The organism is Candidatus Skiveiella danica (assembly GCF_022705245.1).
Lineage (GTDB): Bacteria > Pseudomonadota > Gammaproteobacteria > Burkholderiales > Burkholderiaceae_C > Skiveiella > Skiveiella danica.
Window position 1 is genome coordinate 1 of record NZ_JAKJEW010000027.1, and the last position, 20,299, is coordinate 20,299.

A 20,299-nucleotide genomic window follows, 5' to 3' on the forward strand; every position below is an offset into this window, starting at 1 on the left:
ACATTCTCCAGCAATGATCCTGAAGACATAACGCGTGAGATGCAAATTGGTTGTCATGTTTTTAGAGAAGATCAATAGGTGAAGCCCTCCAGTTCTCTCCCCGGCTGAGCACCGATGATGGGGCCTTTGGCGTATTTCTTGCTCACGATTCACCCATGAACGAAGCTTTGCGAATTGTCGTCGTTGCTCCGGACCTGGATGTCGCCGATCCCCATGACGACGACGCCTTGGCGCAGGCCGGGCGCTCGCGCAGCCTGCGCATCGGCCTGCTGGAAAGCGGCTTCAACCTCGTGGCCACTTTGCCGGGCGACGTCTTTCTGACCGAGCGGCTGACCCAGCTGCGGCCCGATCTCGTGATCGTGGACGCCGAAAGTGAGGCCCGTGACGCGCTGGAGCATGTGGTGATGGCCACGCGCGACGCCCCGCGGCCCATCGTCATGTTCACCAATGACAGCGACACCACCCATGTGAAAGACGCCGTGGCCGCTGGCGTGTCGGCTTACATCGTGGCCGGGCTGGCCCCCGAACGCATCCGCCCCATCCTGGACGTGGCCCTGGCACGCTTCCAGCACGAGCAGGCATTGCGCCAGGAGCTGGCGCAGGCGCGCAGCGAGGTCGACGAACTGAGCGCCGAACTCAAGGACCGCAAGCTCATCGACCGCGCCAAAGGCCTGCTGATGCAGCGCCAGGGACTGAGCGAGCAGGCAGCCTATGAAAAGCTGCGCAAAGCCGCGATGGACAAGGGACTGAAGCTGGCCGAGGTCGCGCAGCGCATGCTCGACATGGCCGATCTGCTGGGCTGACGCTCACGCGAAGCCTCGGGTCGATGACCGCAGCGCGCGCATCGGCCCACTTTGCGCACGCGCAACAAACTGTCTGCATACTTGCGGCTTTTGTTTCTCCCCGGCGGCGCCTCCCGGCTTGTCGCCCACAGCCTGGACTTTCACATGCCCACCAGCTCGCCACGCCCACCGATCCAGTACGAAAGCCCCTGCGACCTTCCGCCGCAACGCCAATGTATGCGGGCCGCCACCTTCGGAATGGCAATGGGCCTGAGCGCCCTGCTGGCGGCCTGTGGCCCCGGCGCCGCGCCGCCAGCCGGCCCGCCCGGTGGCATGCCGCTGGCCGAGGTCGGTGTGGTCACCGTGGCGCCCGGCGACATCGGCCTGTTTACCGAACTGCCCGGCCGACTGGAGGCCTCGCGTGTCGCCCAGGTCCGCGCGCGCGCCGCAGGCATCCTTCAGAAGCAATTGTTCCGTGAAGGCAGCGACGTGAAGGCTGGCCAAGCGCTGTTTGAGATCGACGCGAGCCCCTATCAGGCCACCTACGCCAGCGCGCAGGCCAGCCTGGCGCGGGCCGAGGCCAACCTGATGCAGGCCCGCGCGCAGGCCGAGCGCTACAAACCGCTGGTGGAAGCGCAGGCCGTCAGCCAGCAGGAATTCGTCAATGCCCAGGCTGCGCAGAAACAGGCCGAGGCCGATGTCGCCACCGGCAAGGCGGCGGTTCAGACGGCGCGCATCAACCTGGCCTACGCCAGCGTGACGGCGCCGATTTCCGGGCGCATCGGCCGCTCACTGGTGACCGAGGGCGCACTGGTCGGCCAGGGCGAAGCCACACCGCTGGCGGTGATCCAGCAGATCAACCCGCTGTACGTGAACTTCACGCAGTCGGCTGGCGAAGTCATCGCACTGCGCCGCGCACTGGAAAGCGGCCAGTTCAAGCGCGCCGGTGGCCAGGCCGCCAGCGTCCGGGTGCTGCTCGATGACGGCAGCGAATACCCCCTGCCCGGCAAGCTGCTGTTCTCCGACCTGACGGTGGACGCCACCACCGGCCAGATCATGCTGCGTGCGGAATTGCCCAACCCGAAAGGTGCCCTGTTGCCCGGTTTGTACGTGCGCGTGCGGCTGGAGCAGGCCCAGGCCGGCAATGCCATCGCGCTGCCCCAGCAAGCCGTCACCCGCTCGCCGCAGGGCGACTCGGTCATGGTGGTCGGCTTCGACGGCAAGGTCAAGCCACGACCGGTCAAGGTCGGCAGCCAGCAGGGTGGCCAATGGGTCGTCCTGGACGGTCTGAAGGCCGGCGAACAGGTGATGGTGGACGGCTTCCAGAAGCTGCGCGGCGATGTGCCGGTCAAGCCCGTGCCGTGGGTGGCCCCAGGCAGCAAGCCGCCAGTGCCCGCGCCTGCTGCCTCGGCGGCCAGCGCCGCAGCCGGGCCCGCCTCCGCACCCGCATCCGCCGCCTCCGGCGTGGCGCGCTGAGGACCCCGCGCCATGGCGAAATTCTTCATCGACCGGCCCATCTTTGCCTGGGTCATCGCCCTGTTCATCATGGTGATGGGCGCGGTCTCCATCACGCAGTTGCCGATTGCGCAGTACCCGCCGGTGGCCCCCCCGTCGATCGTGATTTCGACGGCCTATCCCGGCGCGTCGGCCCGGACGCTGGAAGACAGCGTGCTGTCGGTGATCGAACAGGAAATGAACGGCTCGCCCGGCCTGATCTACATGGAGGCCGTGGCCCAGGCCAATGGCACCGGCCAGATCACGCTGAGCTTCCAGCCCGGCACCAATGCCGACCTGGCCCAGGTGGATGTGCAGAATCGCCTGTCCCGCGCTGCGCCGCGCCTGCCCTCGGCCGTCACCCAGCAGGGTGTGCGCGTTGAAAAGGCCCGCAGCAACTTCCTGCTGTTCGCCATCCTGTCGTCGGACGACCCGGCCTGGGACCCGGTGGCGCTGGGCGACTTCGCCGCCCGCAGCGTGCTGCCCGAAATCCAGCGCCTGCCCGGCGTGGGCCAGGCGCAGCTGTTCGGCACCGAGCGCGCCATGCGCATCTGGATCGACCCGGCCAGGCTGCTCGGGCTGAACCTCTCCGCCGCCGAAGTGACCGCCGCCATCCGCGCGCAGAACGCGCAGGTGTCGGCGGGCGAGATCGGCGCCCTGCCCAACGTGGCCGGCCAGGGCATCGCGGCCACCGTGGTCGTCAATGGCCAGCTCGCCAGCGTGGAGCAGTTTGGCCAGGTGGTGCTGCGCGCCAATGCCGACGGCTCCACCGTGCGCCTGAAGGATGTGGCGCGCATCGAACTCGGCGCGCAGACCTACGCCACCTCGGCGCGGCTGAATGGCAAGCCCTCCACGGGCATCGGCGTGCAGCTGGCGCCCACCGGCAATGCCATGGCCACCGCGAAGGCGGTGCGCACCAAAATGACCGAGCTGGAGCGCTTCTTCCCCAAGGGGATGAAGTGGGCCATTCCCTACGACAGCTCTCGCTTCGTCGACATCTCCATCCGCCAGGTGGCCGAGACCCTGCTCGAAGCCGTGGCGCTGGTGTTCCTGGTGATGTTCCTGTTCCTGCAGGACTGGCGCTACACCATCATCCCGACGCTGGTGGTGCCGGTGGCGCTGCTGGGCACCTTCGCCACGCTGCTGGCCATGGGCTTTTCGATCAACGTGCTGACCATGTTCGGCATGGTGCTGGTGATCGGCATCGTGGTGGACGATGCCATTGTGGTCGTGGAAAACGTCGAGCGCATCATGAGCGAGGAAGGCCTGCCGCCTCTTGAGGCCACACGCAAGGCCATGGGCCAGATCTCGGGCGCCATCATCGGCGTGACGGTGGTGCTGATCTCCGTGTTCGTGCCGCTGGCCTTCTTCAGCGGTTCAGTGGGCAACATCTACCGCCAGTTCGCGGCGGTGATGGGGGTGTCGATCGCGTTCTCGGCCTTCATGGCGCTGTCGCTGACCCCCGCCCTGTGCGCCACGCTGCTCAAGCCGGTCGAAGCCGGCCACCACCACGCCAAGACCGGCTTCTTCGGCTGGTTCAACCGCGGCTTTTCGCGCACCGCCAAGGGGTATGAGGGGGTGGTGGCGCGCATCCTGCCGCGCGCGGCGCGCTACCTGGTGATCTATGTCGCCATCGTGGCCGGTGCCGCGGTGGTCTACCTGCGCTTGCCCACATCCTTCCTGCCCAACGAGGACCAGGGCACCCTGCTGGTCAACGTACAGCTTCCGCCAGGGGCCACGCAGGCGCGCGCGCTGGACGTGATGCAGCAGGTCGAAGGCTTCATGCTCAAGCAGCCCGAGGTGCAAAGCATGGTGAGTGTGCTGGGCTTCAGCTTTTCCGGCCAGGGCCAGAACGCGGCACTGGCCTTCGTGACCCTCAAGGACTGGCATGAGCGCAAGGCGCCGGGCACATCGGCGCAGGACTTGGCAGGTCGCGCGTTCGGCGGCCTGAGCGGCATCCGCGACGCGTTCATCTTTCCGCTGAGCCCGCCGTCCATTCCCGAGCTGGGCTCGTCATCGGGCTTCGCCTTCCGGCTGCAGGACCGTGCCGGCCTGGGGCGCGACGCCCTTCTGGCGGCCCGCAACCAACTGCTCGGCGCCGCCTCCAAGAGCCCGATCCTGACGCAGGTGCGCCCGGACGGCCTTGAAGATGCGCCGCAGCTGCAGCTCGACATCGACCGCGACAAGGCCAACGCGCTGGGCGTGAGTTTCGACGCCATCAACGCCGTCATCTCCACCGCGCTGGGCTCGGCGTACGTGAACGACTTCCCCAGCGCCGGGCGGCTGCAGCGCGTGGTGGTGCAGGCCGACGCGCCGGCGCGCATGCAGCCGGACGACCTGCTGCGCCTGAGCGTGGCCAACAACAAGGGGCAGGCGGTGCCGCTGTCGGCCTTCGCCAGCACCCGTTGGATCACCGGCCCGATGCAGACCGTGCGCTACAACGGCTACCCGTCGATGCGCATCAGCGGCAGTGCGGCGCCCGGCCAGAGCACCGGCGCGGCCATGATGGAGATGGAACGGCTGGCGACGCAGCTGCCGCAGGGATTCGGCTTCGAATGGACCGGCCTGTCGCGCGAGGAAAAAATTGCCGGCTCGCAGGCCATCGTGCTGTACGCCTTTGCCATCCTGTCGGTGTTCCTGTGCCTGGCCGCTTTGTACGAGAGCTGGAGCATCCCGCTGGCGGTGATCCTGGTGGTGCCGCTGGGCGTGCTGGGCGTGCTGCTGGCCACGCTGACGCGCGGCTACGCGAACGACATCTACTTCCAGGTGGGCCTGATCACCATCATCGGCCTGTCCGCGAAGAACGCCATCCTGATCATCGAGTTTGCCAAGGACCTGCAGGCGCAGGGCAAGGGCGTGATCGAGGCGGCACTGGCTGCCGCCCACCTGCGGTTTCGGCCGATCGTCATGACCTCGATGGCGTTCACGCTCGGCGTGCTGCCGCTGGCCATTTCCACGGGTGCCGGCTCGGCCAGCCAGCGTGCCATCGGCACCGGCGTGATCGGCGGCATCCTGAGCGGCACCGCGCTGGCGGTGTTGTTCGTGCCGATCTTCTTCGTGGTGGTGCGCGGCCTGTTCAAGGACAGCCCGCGACAGCAGCAGGTGCACGCCGAGCAGGCCGCGCACATGGGGGTGCATTCCGATGACTAAGCCCGCAACACCACGCCAAGCGCGTTCCCCCTTCGCACGCACCCTGCCGGCGCTGGCCGTGGCAGCCGTGATGGCCGGCTGCTCGCTGACTCCCACCTACGAGCGCCCCGCCGCGCCCGTGGCTGCCGACTGGCCGGCGCCGGCACCCGCCGCCCCTGCTTCCGCCACGCGGTCGGCCAGCGAACTGCCCTGGGCCGATTTCGTGGGCGATGCCTCCCTGCGCGAGCTGATCCGGCTCGCGCTGGTGAACAACCGCGACCTTCGCGTGGCGGTGCTCAACATCGAGCAGGCCCGAGCCACCTGGCAGATCCGGCGTGCCGACCAGTTCCCCACGGTGAACCTGGGCGCCACCGGCGCCGTGCAACCCAAGACCGACGGCAGCGGCGGCACCAACAGCGCCTACACCGCCGGACTGTCGTTCACCGGCTGGGAGCTGGACCTGTTCGGCCGCGTGGCCAGCCTGAAGGATGCGGCGCTGGCGCAGTACCTGGCCAGCGAGGACGCGCGCCGTGCCGTGCAGGCCAGCCTGATCGCGGCCGTGGCCAACACCTGGCTGAACCTGCAGACCAACGACGAGTTGCTCGCGATCACCCTGAGCACCTTGAAGACGCGCGAAGATTCCCTGCGCCTGACCCGGTTGCGGCTGGACAACGGGGCCTCGTCGGCGTTGGACGTGCGCCAGGCCGAATCCCTGACCGCCGGCGCCCTGGCCGCCCTGCAGCAACAGCAACGCCTGCGCGCGCAGGACCTGAACGCCCTCACCCTGCTGGTCGGCCAGCCCCTGCCCCCTGCCCTGCTGGTGCCCGCTCCGGCTCCCGCGTCCATAGCAGACGGCCGCAGCGCCGGGCCGCCCCAAGCAAGGCCAGCCCCCTCGGGGGGCAGCGACGTACACAAGGTGACGAGCGTGGGGGCCATATTCAGTGAGGTGCCCGCCGGCCTGCCGTCTGACCTTTTGACCCGCCGCCCGGACATCCGCCAGGCCGAGCAGCAGCTGATTGCCGCCAACGCCAACATCGGCGCGGCGCGCGCCGCCTTCTTTCCGCGCATCACGCTGACCGCCGCCTACGGCACGGCCAGCACCGGGCTGACGAATCTGTTCGAAAACGGCTTCTGGGGCGGCACCCTGGCCGGCCAGGTGCTGCAGCCGATCTTTGATGCCGGACGCAATGAGGCCAATCTGGCCTCCAGCCAGGCCGGGCGCGACATCGCGGTGGCGCAGTATGAAAAGGCGATCCAGAGCGCGTTCCGGGAAGTGGCCGACGCGCTGGCCGGGCGTGCCACCCTGGGAGCCCAGCTGGCGGCGCAGCAGGCCCAGGTGGATGCCGAGACCGACCGCTTCCGCCTGGCCGACCTGCGCTACCGCAACGGGGTGTCCAGCTACCTGGAGGTGCTGGACTCCCAGCGCTCGCTGTTCCTGCTGCAGCAGGCGCTGGCGCAGGTACGCCTGGCGTACTGGCAGAACCAGGTCACGCTGTACAAGGTGCTTGGCGGCGGTGCGGCGGTCCCGCCGGCCTGAGCGCCGGCTCGCCACGATGGTGCAGCGCACAAAGCCGGTGCGTGCGCCTCAAGTTGCACAAAACAGGCTCATTCCCATCGTCAAATGGTCATTGTTTGCTATATCTATTGAAGTCAATCCGGTGGCATGAGGCTGGCACGACGTTTGCGTAACTCTGTCCACGACCAATGATGGTCATCTGACCGGAGCAGTCCAACGGCGGGCTGAACCGGTCAAACCCGGACAAAGGCGTCCCCACCTGCGCGCGGCTTCCCGCAAGCCCTGCGCACGGTGAGGACGCCTTTTTTGCTTTCTGTCTTGTCTTCAAGGAGTATTGCCATGACCGACTTTCTGAAAACCAGCCTCAGCCGCCGCGCCGTGCTGCACACCGCCGCGGTGGGGGCCGTGGGCATCAACCCCGCGCTGCGCGCCGCCGTCTACGCCCAGGGCTCCGACGCCCCCGAGAAGAAGGAAGTCAAGATCGGCTTCATCCCGCTGACCGACTGCGCCAGCGTGGTCATGGCCTCGGTGCTGGGCATTGACCAGAAATACGGCGTCAAGATCATTCCGACGAAGGAAGCCAGTTGGGCTGGCGTGCGCGACAAGCTGGTCAACGGCGAACTCGACTTCGCCCATGTGCTGTACGGCCTGGTCTATGGGGTCCACGTCGGCATCGGTGGCCCCAAGAAGGACATGGCCGTGCTGATGACGCTCAACAACAACGGCCAGGCCATTACGCTGTCGAAGAAGCTGGCCGACAAGGGCGCGGTTGACGGCGCCGGCTTGGCCAAGCTGATGGCGGTCGAGAAGCGCGAATACACCTTCGCCCAGACCTTCCCGACCGGCACGCACGCCATGTGGCTGTACTACTGGATGGCGGCCAACGGCATCGACCCGATGCAGGGCGCCAAGGTCATCACCGTGCCGCCGCCCCAGATGGTGGCCAACATGCGCGTGGGCAACATGGACGGCTACTGCGTGGGCGAGCCCTGGAACCACCGCGCCATCATCGACGGCATCGGTGTCACCGCCACCACCACCCAGGACATCTGGAAGGACCACCCCGAGAAGGTGCTGGGCACCACCGGCGAGTTCGTCAAGAAGTACCCCAACACCTGCCGCGCCGTGACCGCCGCGATCATCGAGGCCGGCCGCTGGATCGATTCCAGCCTGGCCAACAAGAACAAGATGGCCGAGACGATCGCCGACAAGAGCTTCGTCAACACCAGCGTGGACGCCATCAACCAGCGCATCCTCGGGCGTTACCAGAACGGCATGGGCAAGACCTGGGACGACCCCAACCACATGAAGTTCTACAACGAAGGCGCGGTGACCTTGCCCTACCTGAGCGACGGCATGTGGTTCCTCACGCAGCACAAGCGCTGGGGCCTGCTCAAGGAGCACCCCGACTACCTCGCCGTCGCGAAACAGGTCAACCAGATCGATATTTACAAGCAGGCCGCCGCCGCCGCAAAGGCGCCCGTGCCCAAGGACGCGATGCGCACCAGCAAGCTGATGGACGGCGTGGTCTGGGACGGGAAAGACCCGAAGAAATACGCCGATTCGTTCAAGGTCAAGGCCTGAACGGCCCTCACTCCAGGAGAAACACCATGGTCAGTGCCGTCTTCCACGGGCCCTTCGACGCCCCCACCCTCACCGCACCGTCGTCCTCGTCGCCGCAGCCTCACAACGCTCTGAAATCAATAGCTGACAAGGACCATTCGACGCTGGGAAGCATGGAAAAAATCTTGAAAAATGACGAGCTCAAGGCCACCACGGCCCCCGGCAACCACTGGAGCGGGAAATCGCGCGATTTCTGGACCGCCGTGCTGCCGCCGGTGATGGGCCTGGTCCTGCTGATCGGCATCTGGGCCATCGTCTCGATTTCGACCAGCAGCAGCATCCCCAGCCCGCTGGAGACCTGGAAACAGGCGCTGGTGATATTCGCCGACCCGTTCTACCGCAAGGGTCCGAACGACCAGGGCGTGGGCTGGAACGTGCTGATGTCGCTGGAGCGCGTGGCGCTGGGCTTTGGCCTGGCGGCAGCGGTCGGCATTCCGGCCGGCTTTGCCATCGGCCGCTTCGAGTTCCTGAGCCGCATGTTCAACCCGCTGATCAGCCTGCTGCGCCCGGTGTCGCCGCTGGCCTGGCTGCCGATCGGCCTGCTGGTGTTCAAGGGGGCGAATCCGGCCGCCATCTGGACCATCTTCATCTGCTCGATCTGGCCGATGATCATCAACACCGCCGTGGGCGTGCAGCGCGTGCCGCAGGACTACATGAACGTGGCCCGCGTGCTGAACCTGTCCGAGTGGAAGATCCTCACCAAGATCCTGTTCCCCTCGGTGCTGCCCTACATGCTGACCGGCGTGCGCCTGGCGGTGGGCACGGCCTGGCTGGTGATCGTGGCCGCCGAGATGCTGACCGGCGGCGTGGGCATCGGCTTCTGGGTGTGGGACGAGTGGAACAACCTCAACGTCAAGAACATCATCATCGCGATCTTCGTGATCGGCATCGTCGGGCTGATTCTCGAATACGCCCTGATCAAGATCGCCACCGCGTTCACGTTCGAAGAGGTCAAATCATGAACGATTCCCTGACCACCAAATTCATCGAAATCTCCGGCGTCGAGCAGACCTTCAAGACCCGTAAAGGGATGTTCCCCGCCCTGCGCGAAATCCACCTCACCGTGGCCAAGGGCGAGTTCGTCGCGCTGATCGGCCACTCGGGCTGCGGCAAATCCACGCTGCTGAACCTGATCGCGGGGCTGACCACGCCGACCCAGGGCGTGCTGCTGTGCGCCAACCGCGAGATCGCTGGCCCCGGCCCTGAGCGGGCGGTGGTGTTCCAGAACCACTCGCTGCTGCCCTGGCTGACCTGCTTCGAGAACGTCTACCTCGCGGTGGAGCGCGTGTTTGGCGCCGGCTCCAAAACCACCGGGGCCCCGTCCGAGAACAAGGCGCAGCTCAAGGCCCGCACCGACGCCGCGCTGGCGCTGGTCGGCCTGAGTGCCGCCGCGCAGAAACGCCCTGGCGAGATCTCGGGCGGCATGAAACAGCGCGTGGGCATTGCCCGGGCGCTGTCGATGGAGCCCAAGGTGCTGCTGATGGACGAGCCCTTCGGTGCGCTCGACGCCCTGACCCGCGCCAAGCTGCAGGACGAACTGCTCGACATCGTGGCGCGCACCCACAGCACCGTGGTGATGGTCACGCACGACGTCGACGAGGCGGTGCTGCTGTCCGACAAGATCGTCATGATGACCAACGGCCCCGCGGCCACCATCGGCGAGGTGCTACAGGTCGACCTGCCCCGCCCGCGCAGCCGGGTGGCGCTGGCCGACGACCCGCGCTACCTGGGCTACCGCAAAGCCGTGATCGACTTCCTTTACACGCGCCAGGCGCATGTGGAAAAGGCGGCCTGACCATGGACATGCGGACCAACCCCAAGGAGCGAATGAAGCTGGTCATGGTCGGCAACGGCATGGCTGGCGTGCGCACGCTCGAAGAGCTGCTGAAGATCGCGCCCGACCTGTACGACATCACCGTCTTCGGCGCCGAACCCCACCCCAACTACAACCGCATCCTGCTGTCGCCGGTGCTTGCCGGCGAACAGACGCTGGACGAAATCGTGCTCAACGACTGGGCCTGGTACCGGGAGCACGGCATCACGCTGCACGCCGGCTGGACCGTCACCCACGTGGACCGTGTGCGCCGCGTGGTGCACGCCGCGAACGCCGCCGGCGAGACGATGAGCGCCGAGTACGACCGCCTGCTGCTGGCCGCGGGCTCCAACCCGTTCATCCTGCCGATCCCGGGCAAGGACCTGGAGGGCGTGATCGCCTACCGGGACATCGCCGACACCCACGCGATGATCGAAGCGAGCGAAAAATACCAACGCGCCGTGGTCATCGGCGGCGGCCTGCTCGGGCTGGAAGCGGCCAACGGCCTGATGAAGCGCGGCATGCAGGTCAGCGTGGTGCATGTCATGCCCACGCTGATGGAGCGCCAGCTCGACGAGGTCGCGGGCAAGCTGCTGCAGAAGTCTCTGGAAGAACGCGGCCTGCGCTTCGTGCTGGGTGGTCAGACGCAGGCGCTGATCGGCGACGCCGACGGCGGCAAGGCGGGGCGCGTGATGGCGCTGCAGTTCAAAGACGGCTCCGAGATCCCGACCGACCTCGTCGTCATGGCCGTGGGCATCCGCCCCAACACCGCACTGGCGGAGACCATGCGCCTGCACGTGAACCGTGGCATCGTCGTCAGCGACACCCTGCAGACCGTGACCGACGCGCGCATCTACGCCGTGGGGGAATGCGCGGCCCACCGCGGCATCGCCTACGGGCTGGTGGCGCCGCTGTTCGAGCAGGCCAAGGTCGCGGCCAATCATCTGGCGCAGTTCGGCATCGGGCGCTACACCGGCTCGCTCACCTCCACCAAGCTCAAGGTCACGGGCATTGACCTGTTTTCCGCCGGGGAATTCCAGGGCGGCGAAGGCACCGAGCAGATCGTCCTGAGCGACCCGTTTGCCGGCGTCTACAAGAAGCTCGTGATCAAGGACGACAAGCTCATCGGCGCCTGCCTGTATGGCGACACGGTGGACGGTAGCTGGTACTTCAAGCTGCTGCGCGAAGGCCGGCCGATCGGCGACATCCGCGACAAGCTGATGTTCGGCGAATCCAACATCGGCGACGCCGGCCATGAAGGCCACAACAAGGCCGCCGCGATGGCGGACAGCGACGAGGTCTGCGGCTGCAACGGCGTGACCAAGGGCAGGATCTGCAAGACCATCAAGGAAAAGGGCCTGTTCACCCTGGACGAGGTGCGCAAGCACACCAAGGCCAGTGCCTCCTGCGGCTCCTGCACCGGGCTGGTGGAGCAACTGCTGATGGCCACCGCCGGCGGCGACTACTCGGCCACCGCCAAGATGAAGCCGATGTGCGGCTGCACCGACCATGGCCACCAGGCGGTGCGCGAGGCAATCACGGCGAACAAGCTGCTCACGATCTCCGATGTCTTCAGGTTCATGGAATGGAAGACGCCCAACGGCTGCGCCAGCTGCCGCCCGGCCGTCAACTACTACCTGATCAGCAGCTGGCCCAAGGAGGCGAAGGACGACCCACAGAGCCGCTTTATCAACGAGCGCAGCCACGCCAACATCCAGAAAGACGGCACCTACAGCGTGATCCCGCGCATGTGGGGCGGCGAGACCACGGCCAGCGAATTGCGCCGCATCGCCGACGCGGTGGACAAGTACAAGATCCCGACCGTCAAGGTCACGGGCGGGCAGCGCATCGACCTGCTCGGCGTGAAGAAGGAAGACCTGGTCAACGTCTGGAAAGACATCGGCATGCCCAGCGGCCATGCCTACGCCAAGGCGTTGCGCACGGTGAAGACGTGCGTGGGCAGCGAATGGTGCCGCATGGGCACGCAGGACAGCACGCAGATGGGCAAGGACCTGGAGCGCGCGATGTGGCGCATGTACGCGCCGCACAAGGTGAAGTTCGCCGTCTCGGGCTGCCCGCGCAACTGCGCCGAGGCCGGCATCAAGGACGTCGGCATCATCGGTGTGGACAGCGGCTGGGAGATGCACATCGGCGGTAACGGCGGCATCAAGACCGAGGTCGCGCACTTCTTCACCAAGCTCAAGACCGCCGACGAAGTGCTGGAGTACACCGGCGCCTTCATGCAGCTCTACCGCGAGGAAGGCTGGTACCTGGAGCGCACCGTGCACTACCTGAACCGCGTCGGCATGGACTATGTGAAGCGAAAGATCCTGGAGGATGCCGAAGGCCGCAAGGCGCTGTGGGAGCGCCTGCAGTTCGCGCTCGACGGCGAGCCCGATCCCTGGTTCGAGTTCGACAAGGCCGCCGTCGACACCCGGCAGTTCGAGCCCGTGACGGCCTGAGGCGATGGACCGCGTCACCGGCCTGTTTTCGGCCCTCAAGGCCTGAGTCTCACGAGAAATTGGCACTGTTCCATCGTCGAATGGACCTAGTTTGCTATCAAATACGGAGTACACCATGAACGAATGGAAAGTGATCTGCCGCGTGGACGATATCCCGGTTCTGGGTTCACGCCGCGTGGCGCGTGACTCGGGTCTGGATGTGGCGGTGTTCCGCAACGACCGGGATGAAGTCTTCGCCTTGCTCGACCGCTGCCCGCACAAGGGCGGCCCGCTGTCGCAGGGCATCGTGTTCGGCACCAGCGTGGCCTGCCCGCTGCACAACTGGACCATCGGCCTGGACAGCGGCTGCGCGAAGGAACCCGACGAAGGCTGCACGCCGCGCTTCGCGGTGAAGGTGGAAGGCGGCCTGGTGTCGCTGAACGCGGCCGAGCTGGCCGGCCATGCCACCGACCTGACGCGACCGGTCGCGGGCCCGGCCAGAAGAACTGTCTCCTGCGCATGAGCTTGAAGGAAACCCGATCCACCTGTCCCTACTGCGGTGTGGGCTGCGGCGTGGTCATCGAATCGTCGGGCGACCAGATCACCGGGGTGCGCGGCGACCCGGAGCATCCGGCCAACTTCGGGCGGCTGTGCACCAAGGGCTCGACGCTTCACCTCACGGCCACGCAGGCGGTCACTCGCCAGACCCGCCTGCTGCAGCCGATGCGGCGCGTGCAGCGCGGCGCGGCACCGCACGCCATCCCGTGGGACGCGGCGCTGGACGAAGCCAGCACCCGGTTCGCCCGCATCATCCAGGCGCACGGGCCCGACGCCGTGGGTTTCTACATCAGCGGCCAGCTGCTGACCGAGGACTACTACGCCTTCAACAAGCTGGCCAAAGGCCTGATCGGCACCAACAATATCGACAGCAACTCGCGCCTGTGCATGAGCAGCGCGGTGGCCGGCTACAAGCTCACGTTGGGCGCCGACGCGCCCCCGGCCTGCTACGACGACGTCAATCACGCGCGGTGCCTGTTCATCGTCGGCAGCAACACGGCGTTTGCGCACCCGGTGCTGTTTCGCCGCATCGAAGACGCGAAGCAGGCCAGGCCGGCGTTGAAGATCATCGTGACCGATCCGCGCCGCACCGACACCGCCGGCGTGGCCGACCTCCACCTGCCCGTGTTGCCCGGCACCGACGTGATGCTGTTTCACGGCCTGCTGCACATCATGCTGTGGGAAGGCTGGACCGACGCCGCTTTCATCGCGGCGCACACCGGTGGCTTCGACGGCCTCAAGGCCATCGTGCGCGACTGCACGCCCGAGCGCGTGGCGCAGACCTGCGGCATCGCCAAGGAGGATCTGTTGACCGCCGCACGCTGGTTTGCCGGCATGGATGGCCATTCCCACCAGCGCGGACCGACCTTAAGCCTGTACTGCCAGGGCCTGAACCAGTCCAGCAGCGGCACGGCCAAGAACGCCGCGCTGATCAACCTGCACCTGGCCACCGGGCAGATCGGCAAGCCCGGCGCCGGACCCTTCTCGCTGACCGGCCAGCCCAACGCCATGGGCGGCCGCGAGGTCGGCGGCATGGCCAACCTGCTCAGCGGCCACCGCGACCTCGCGAACCCGGCGCACCGCGCCGAGGTCGCCGCGCTGTGGGGCGTGCCGAGCGTTCCGGACAAGCCCGGCAAGACCGCTGTCGAGATGTTCCAGGCTGCCGCCGATGGCGAAATCAAGGCCTTGTGGATCACTTGCACCAACCCGGCCCAGAGCCTGCCCGACCAGGCCACCGTGCGCCGCGCACTGCAGCGCGCCGAGTTCGTGGTGGTGCAGGAGGCCTTCGCCACGGCAGCCACCTGTGACTATGCCGACCTGTTGCTGCCCGCCACGACCTGGGGCGAGAAAGAGGGCACCGTCACCAACAGCGAGCGACGCATCAGCCGGGTGCGCGCCGCCGTCGCCCCGCCCAAGGCCGAAGGCAGCGCTGACGCGCCCCGCCATGACTGGCAGATCGCGGTGGACTTCGCGCGGCGGCTGGAGCGGCTGTTGTCGGCTCGCCCTGCGCCTGTCGCCGAGCCCTTCGATGGGGCCCAGGACAGGCCCGGACCGGCGCTGCCCGTCAAAGGCCTGTTTCCCTACAGCACCCCCGAATCCCTCTGGAACGAACACCGCGAATCCACCCGGGGGCGGGACCTGGACATCTCCGGCCTGAGTTACGCCATGCTGGACGCCGCGCCGCAGCAATGGCCGCTGAAGCAAGGCGAGTCCGCCGGGCGTGCGCGCCTGTATGAAGACGGCGTTTTCCCGACCGCCGACGGCCGGGCGCGCTTCGCGGCCGCGGCCTACGAGAGCGTCGCCGAACCGCGCGACGCGCGCTACCCGTTTTCACTGACCACCGGGCGCCTGCGCGACCACTGGCACGGCATGACGCGAACCGGCACGCTGGGCCGCCTGTTCGGCCATGTCGCTGAGCCCGCGGTGCAGCTGCACCCTCAGGACATGGCGCGCCGGGGCCTAAAGGACGGCGACCTGGTGCACGTCACCAGCCGGCGCGGCTCCATCGTGCTGCCCGTGCAGGCCTGCGGCGAGGTGGCGCCGAGCCAGGCCTTCATCGCCATGCACTGGGGGCCCGAGTACCTGAGCGGACGCGGCAGCAGCGGCGAGCCGCTGGCCGGCGTCAACGCGCTGACCATCCCGGCCTTTTGCCCGGTGTCCAAGCAGCCCGAACTCAAGCACGCGGCGGTGAAGATCCTGAAGGCCGAACTGCCCTGGTCGCTGCTGGGCGTGGCCTGGCTGCCCGAGGGCGAGGCGCTCGCCGCGCGCGAGGCCTTGCGCGCACTGATGCCGCAGTTCAGCTTTGCGTCCTGTGTGCCCTTTTCCAGCCCCGCGCCGGTGGACGCCCCGCCCGACGCGACGCGCACCGGCCTGCTGTTTCGCGCGGCCGCCGACTACGCGCCCGACCCAGCCCTGCTCAGCCGGATCGAGCGCTGGCTCGGCCTGGCCGGTGACGAGGCCCTGCAATACGCCGACCCAACAAAGGGTCAGCGCCGCACGATGAAGCTGGTGCGCACGGGCAGTGCGGCGCGTCTCGACGGGTTCCTGCTCGCTGGCGACACCAGCGCCGAAGCCTGGATCAAGACCCTGCTGCAGGACAGCCTGCCGGCGCAGTCGTACGGTCGGCTGCTGTTGGTGCCCGGCTCGAAAGCACCGGTGGAAGTGGCCGATGCCGCGAAACAGCGCGGCAGGCAGGTGTGCACCTGCTTCAACGTGACCGATATCGCCATCTCCGGCTGCCTGGCCGACTGCCGTGGCAGCGACGACTCCCGGCTGGCCGCCCTGCAGGCCAGCCTGAAATGCGGCACCAACTGCGGCTCGTGCATCCCGGAACTCAAGCGGCTGGTTCGCGCAACGGCCGCCACGGCGGCGGCGGCCTGAACCGCCTCGGGGCCCGGACTTCATTGGCCCTATAGCCGAAAGTCATGCCGACTGAAAGACAATTGCGCCATGGGAATCAGCCAGTACATCAAGGAAATCGGCCGCGGCAAGGACGGCGCACGCGCCCTCACGCGGGAGCAGGCCGCCGACCTGTTCGGCCAGGTGCTCGATGGCACGGTGAGTGACCTGGAGGTCGGGGCCTTCTGCCTGGCCATGCGCATCAAGGGTGAAACGCCCGCCGAGATGGCCGGTTTTCTGGACGCCACGCACGCACGGATGCACCGGGTGCCGGCTGCCAGCCGCCCCGTGGTGGTGCTGCCCAGCTACAACGGGGCGCGCAAACTGCCCGTGCTGACGCCGTTGCTGGCGCTGCTGCTGGCGCGCGAGGGCCTGCCGGTGCTCGTGCATGGCACCGCCACCGAGTCCTCACGGGTGTGCGCGTCGGACGTGCTGGCGGCGCTGGGCGTGCCGCCGCAGACCCACGTCGGTCCGATCGCGCCGGGCACCGTGGCGTTTGTTCCGACCGCCGTTCTGTGCCCCGGCCTGGCGCGCCTGCTGGATGTACGCCGCGTGGTGGGCCTTCGCAATCCGGCGCACAGCCTCGTCAAGCTCATGAATCCCGTGGACGGCCCCAGCCTGATCGTCGGCAGCTACACCCATCCCGAATACGCGGTGTCGATGGCCGCCACCTTCGAGCTCACCGGCGCCAATGCCTTGCTGCTGCGGGGCACCGAGGGCGAGCCCGTGGCCGACCCGCGCCGCACGCCGCAGATGGACGCCTTCCGCCTGGGCCTGCGGGTGCCTGTGCAGGAAGCCCAGACTGGCAGTCTGGCCCGCCTGCCCGAGCTGCCCACTGCCATCGACGCCGCCAGCACCGCCGCGTATGTGCGCGACATCCTCGCCGGCCGCCTGCCGGTGCCCGCTTCGATCGAGACACAGCTGGAACACATCTTGCGTGAGACCGGTTCATCATGAAAAACATCGAGACAACCCTGCGCAACGTCGGAACCGTGAGCCTGGTGGGCGCGGGCCCCGGGGATCCTGAACTGCTCACCATCAAGGCGGTCAAGGCGATCGCCGCAGCCACCGTGCTGCTGGTCGACGACCTCGTCAGTCCTGCCATCGTGGCGCTGGCGCCGCCCGGGGCGCGGGTGATCCACGTCGGCAAGCGCGGCGGGTGCAAGAGCACTCCGCAGGCCTTCATCGAGAAGCTCATGGTCATGGCCGCGCGCGAAGGCGAAACCGTGGTGCGGCTCAAAGGCGGCGACCCATTCATCTTCGGCCGCGGCGGCGAGGAGGTGGAGCACCTGCGTGCGCAGGGCATCACGGTGCAGGTCATCAACGGCATCACGGCCGGGCTGGCCGGCATCACGTCGCTGGGCGCACCGCTGACGCACCGCGAGCATGCCCACGGCGTGCTTTTCATCACGGGCCATGTGCGCCCGGGCGACAGCGACACTGACTGGCGCGCCATTGCCGCCACCGCGCGCGATGCGCGGCTGACACTGGTGATCTACATGGGGGTGCGGGGCTCCGCGCACATCCAGGAAGAGCTGCTCACCGGCCTGCCGGCATCGACCCCGGTGGCCGTGATCCAGCACGTCAGCCTGCCCGACCAGCGCCACGCACTGACAAGCCTGGGCCAGCTGCACAGCACGATCGAGCGCGACCAGCTCACAAGCCCTTGCGTGATCGTGGTGGGCGATGTGGTGCGCGGCGTCGCGGCTGCGAGGGCCCCCGAGGCATTGCGCCGCATCGCCTGACGCCCGGCGGCCCGCCCTGGGCCGGCGCATACACTGCGGGCCATGCATTCGTACGACGTGGTGGTGATGGGCGCCGGTGCGGCCGGCCTGTTTTGTGCCGGGGTGGCCGGCCAGCTGGGCCTGCGGGTGCTGGTGCTCGACCACAGCGAGCGGGTGGCCGAGAAGATCCGCATCTCCGGCGGCGGTCGCTGCAATTTCACCAACCGCGACGTCGATCCGGCCGCGCCGCACAAGCACTTCCTCGGCGACAACCCGCATTTCTGCCGATCGGCGCTGTCGCGCTACACGCCGCAGGACTTCGTCACGCTGGTGCAGCGCCACGGCATCGCCTTCCATGAAAAGCACAAGGGCCAACTGTTCTGTGACCGCTCGGCCGACGACCTGATCCAGATGCTGCTGGCCGAGTGTGGTGCCGGGGCCCTCGGCGGTCACGTGGACCGCTGGCAGCCTTGCAGCGTGAAAAATATAGGATTTTCTGCCACATCCCAGCGTGAAACGGTCACATCAAGCTATCAAATAGAGAGCGACCGGGGCACGGTCGAATGTGCCGCCGTGGTCGTCGCCACGGGCGGGCTGTCCATCCCGAAGATCGGCGCCACCGATTTCGGCTACCGCGTGGCCAAGCAGTTTGGGCTGCGCCTGGTCGAGACGCGCCCGGGCCTGGTGCCGCTGACTTTTGACGAGCAGGCCTGGGCGCCCTATGCCCAGCTGTCAGGGCTGTCGCTGCCGGTGCGCATCGAGACGGGCACCAAAAAGGCCCGGGGCGAGTTCCTCGAAGACCTGCTGTTCACCCACCGCGGCCTATCGGGCCCGGCGGTGCTGCAGATCTCCAGCTACTGGCGGGAGGGCACGCCGATCCGGCTGAACCTGGCCCCCGACACCGACCTGCCGGCGGCCCTGGCGCGCGCCAAGGCGAACTCGCGCAAGCGCATCGCCAACGAGCTGGCCCTGCTGGTGCCATCCCGACTGGCCGATACCTGGGTGCAGCAGGAATCTGCCTGGCAGCGCCCGATCGCCGAGGCCTCCGACAAGGCCTTGGCCCAGTTGGCGGAGCGCCTGGCGCGATGGGAACTCACGCCCACCGGCACCGAGGGCTACCGCAAAGCCGAGGTCACGCTGGGCGGGGTCGACACGCGCGACCTGTCCTCGCAAACGATGGAATCGAAGCAGCCGGGGCTGTATTTCATCGGCGAGGTGGTCGACGTGACGGGCTGGCTGGGCGGCTACAACTTCCAGTGGGCCTGGGCCAGCGGCCATGCCTGCGCCCAGGCCCTCGCGGCGAGGCTGCGCCCCTCGGCCTAGGTCAACGGGACAGATCGGCCACGAAGCCGCTATAATGTTAGGCTTTGCTGGCAATGCCCTGTCGGCCAATACTAGTTACAGACGGGGCACATCGCAGTTACGGCGTCCGGGCCCGATCTTCCCGGCCACCCTCTTTCTGCACATTTTGGAAATCTTCACCTAATGACGACGATCCGTGTTAAAGAAAACGAGCCTTTTGACGTGGCTCTGCGCCGCTTCAAGCGCACCATCGAAAAACTGGGCCTGCTGACCGACCTGCGCGCCCGCGAGTTCTACGAAAAGCCGACCGCCGAGCGCAAGCGCAAGAAGGCCGCTGCCGTCAAGCGCAACTACAAGCGCATCCGCTCGATGCAGCTGCCCAAGAAACTGTACTGATCGCAGCGTTGCCGCCAGGGGCCTCGGCCCCCGGATGCACGCCAGACCCGCGCTCGGGACGCCAGGCGCGGGTTTTTTCATTTCCCGGCCCGTCGGCCCCGGCAAGGGCCCGGCCGGTGCATCTCGCCCTATCCCAATCCCCACGACCGGAGCCCGCCATGAGCCTCAAGGATCAGATCACCGAAGACATGAAGACCGCGATGCGCGCCAAGGACAGCGAGCGTCTGGGCACCATCCGCCTGCTACTTTCCGCGTGCAAGCAAAAGGAAGTGGACGAACGCATCACGCTGGACGACGTCGCCGTCGTCGCCATCGTCGACAAGCTGATCAAGCAGCGCAAGGATTCGATCGCGGCGTTCACCCAGGCCGGTCGCCAGGACCTGGCGGACAAGGAAGCCGCCGAACTGACCGTGCTGCAAGCCTACCTGCCGGCACGCCTGTCGGCCGAAGAGGTCGCCGCCGAGGTCAAGGCCATCGTGGCGGAGCTGGGCGCCAGCGGCCCTGGCGACATGGGCAAAGTCATGGGTGCCGTGAAGACCCGCTTGGCCGGCAAGGCCGACATGGGCCAGGTCAGCGCGGCGGTGAAAGCCGCCCTGGCGGGCTGAGAGGCGGTTCAGGCAGCC

The 20,299-nt window shown here is 67.5% G+C and carries 15 protein-coding genes; all 15 read left to right on the plus strand.

Annotated elements, in window-relative coordinates; all coding sequences use genetic code 11:
* The first annotated feature begins 155 nt into the window (after positions 1-155).
* Positions 156-803, plus strand: coding sequence for an ANTAR domain-containing response regulator (locus tag ACMUOY_RS14955; RefSeq protein ID WP_413893533.1), 648 nt, complete (start codon positions 156-158; stop codon positions 801-803).
* Between the two features lie 216 nt (positions 804-1,019).
* A complete protein-coding gene (locus ACMUOY_RS14960; RefSeq protein WP_413893574.1) occupies positions 1,020-2,258 on the plus strand; it encodes an efflux RND transporter periplasmic adaptor subunit in 1,239 nt (412 codons plus the stop codon).
* 12 nt (positions 2,259-2,270) lie between these two features.
* Positions 2,271-5,426, plus strand: coding sequence for an efflux RND transporter permease subunit (locus ACMUOY_RS14965; protein WP_413893534.1), 3,156 nt, complete (start codon positions 2,271-2,273; stop codon positions 5,424-5,426).
* Positions 5,419-6,942 (plus strand): TolC family protein, encoded by a 1,524-nt coding sequence (locus tag ACMUOY_RS14970; protein ID WP_413893535.1) that lies wholly within the window; start codon positions 5,419-5,421, stop codon positions 6,940-6,942. Before ACMUOY_RS14965 ends, ACMUOY_RS14970 begins: the two co-directional genes overlap by 8 nt.
* 318 nt (positions 6,943-7,260) lie before the next feature.
* Complete coding sequence (locus ACMUOY_RS14975) at positions 7,261-8,505, plus strand: CmpA/NrtA family ABC transporter substrate-binding protein (RefSeq protein ID WP_413893536.1); 1,245 nt, start codon at positions 7,261-7,263, stop codon at positions 8,503-8,505.
* 26 nt (positions 8,506-8,531) lie between these two features.
* Complete coding sequence (gene ntrB, locus ACMUOY_RS14980) at positions 8,532-9,506, plus strand: nitrate ABC transporter permease (RefSeq protein ID WP_413893537.1); 975 nt, start codon at positions 8,532-8,534, stop codon at positions 9,504-9,506.
* Entirely contained in the window at positions 9,503-10,339 is an 837-nt protein-coding gene (locus ACMUOY_RS14985; protein WP_413893538.1) for an ABC transporter ATP-binding protein, read from the plus strand. Before ntrB ends, ACMUOY_RS14985 begins: the two co-directional genes overlap by 4 nt.
* 2 nt (positions 10,340-10,341) lie before the next feature.
* Positions 10,342-12,819: an NAD(P)/FAD-dependent oxidoreductase gene (nirB, locus tag ACMUOY_RS14990; RefSeq protein WP_413893539.1), complete on the plus strand. Its 2,478-nt coding sequence runs from the start codon at positions 10,342-10,344 to the stop codon at positions 12,817-12,819.
* A 115-nt stretch (positions 12,820-12,934) separates the two neighbouring features.
* Positions 12,935-13,321, plus strand: coding sequence for a nitrite reductase (NAD(P)H) small subunit (nirD, locus tag ACMUOY_RS14995; protein WP_413893540.1), 387 nt, complete (start codon positions 12,935-12,937; stop codon positions 13,319-13,321).
* 2 nt (positions 13,322-13,323) lie between these two features.
* Complete coding sequence (locus tag ACMUOY_RS15000; RefSeq protein WP_413893575.1) at positions 13,324-16,236, plus strand: molybdopterin-dependent oxidoreductase; 2,913 nt, start codon at positions 13,324-13,326, stop codon at positions 16,234-16,236.
* A gap of 69 nt (positions 16,237-16,305) precedes the next feature.
* Positions 16,306-17,211 (plus strand): DNA-binding protein YbiB, encoded by a 906-nt coding sequence (ybiB, locus tag ACMUOY_RS15005; protein WP_413893541.1) that lies wholly within the window; start codon positions 16,306-16,308, stop codon positions 17,209-17,211.
* Positions 17,208-17,999: a uroporphyrinogen-III C-methyltransferase gene (gene cobA, locus ACMUOY_RS15010; RefSeq protein ID WP_413893542.1), complete on the plus strand. Its 792-nt coding sequence runs from the start codon at positions 17,208-17,210 to the stop codon at positions 17,997-17,999. Before ybiB ends, cobA begins: the two co-directional genes overlap by 4 nt.
* 42 nt (positions 18,000-18,041) lie before the next feature.
* Complete coding sequence (locus ACMUOY_RS15015) at positions 18,042-19,301, plus strand: NAD(P)/FAD-dependent oxidoreductase (RefSeq protein ID WP_413893543.1); 1,260 nt, start codon at positions 18,042-18,044, stop codon at positions 19,299-19,301.
* Between the two features lie 162 nt (positions 19,302-19,463).
* On the plus strand, positions 19,464-19,676 hold the full coding sequence (rpsU, locus tag ACMUOY_RS15020; RefSeq protein ID WP_006296472.1) for a 30S ribosomal protein S21: 213 nt from the start codon (positions 19,464-19,466) through the stop codon (positions 19,674-19,676).
* A 158-nt stretch (positions 19,677-19,834) separates the two neighbouring features.
* A complete protein-coding gene (locus ACMUOY_RS15025; protein ID WP_413893544.1) occupies positions 19,835-20,281 on the plus strand; it encodes a GatB/YqeY domain-containing protein in 447 nt (148 codons plus the stop codon).
* Positions 20,282-20,299: the final 18 nt, after the last annotated feature.

Coding starts and splice junctions, on each gene's coding strand:
- nirD (WP_413893540.1), top strand. CDS start 12,935: ATGAACGAATGGAAAGTGATCTGCCGCGTGGACGATATCCCGGTTCTG.
- nirB (WP_413893539.1), top strand. CDS start 10,342: ATGGACATGCGGACCAACCCCAAGGAGCGAATGAAGCTGGTCATGGTC.
- ACMUOY_RS14965 (WP_413893534.1), top strand. CDS start 2,271: ATGGCGAAATTCTTCATCGACCGGCCCATCTTTGCCTGGGTCATCGCC.
- ACMUOY_RS14960 (WP_413893574.1), top strand. CDS start 1,020: ATGCGGGCCGCCACCTTCGGAATGGCAATGGGCCTGAGCGCCCTGCTG.
- ACMUOY_RS14985 (WP_413893538.1), top strand. CDS start 9,503: ATGAACGATTCCCTGACCACCAAATTCATCGAAATCTCCGGCGTCGAG.
- ACMUOY_RS14970 (WP_413893535.1), top strand. CDS start 5,419: ATGACTAAGCCCGCAACACCACGCCAAGCGCGTTCCCCCTTCGCACGC.
- cobA (WP_413893542.1), top strand. CDS start 17,208: ATGAAAAACATCGAGACAACCCTGCGCAACGTCGGAACCGTGAGCCTG.
- ACMUOY_RS15015 (WP_413893543.1), top strand. CDS start 18,042: ATGCATTCGTACGACGTGGTGGTGATGGGCGCCGGTGCGGCCGGCCTG.
- ybiB (WP_413893541.1), top strand. CDS start 16,306: ATGGGAATCAGCCAGTACATCAAGGAAATCGGCCGCGGCAAGGACGGC.
- ACMUOY_RS15025 (WP_413893544.1), top strand. CDS start 19,835: ATGAGCCTCAAGGATCAGATCACCGAAGACATGAAGACCGCGATGCGC.
- ACMUOY_RS14955 (WP_413893533.1), top strand. CDS start 156: ATGAACGAAGCTTTGCGAATTGTCGTCGTTGCTCCGGACCTGGATGTC.
- rpsU (WP_006296472.1), top strand. CDS start 19,464: ATGACGACGATCCGTGTTAAAGAAAACGAGCCTTTTGACGTGGCTCTG.
- ntrB (WP_413893537.1), top strand. CDS start 8,532: ATGGTCAGTGCCGTCTTCCACGGGCCCTTCGACGCCCCCACCCTCACC.
- ACMUOY_RS14975 (WP_413893536.1), top strand. CDS start 7,261: ATGACCGACTTTCTGAAAACCAGCCTCAGCCGCCGCGCCGTGCTGCAC.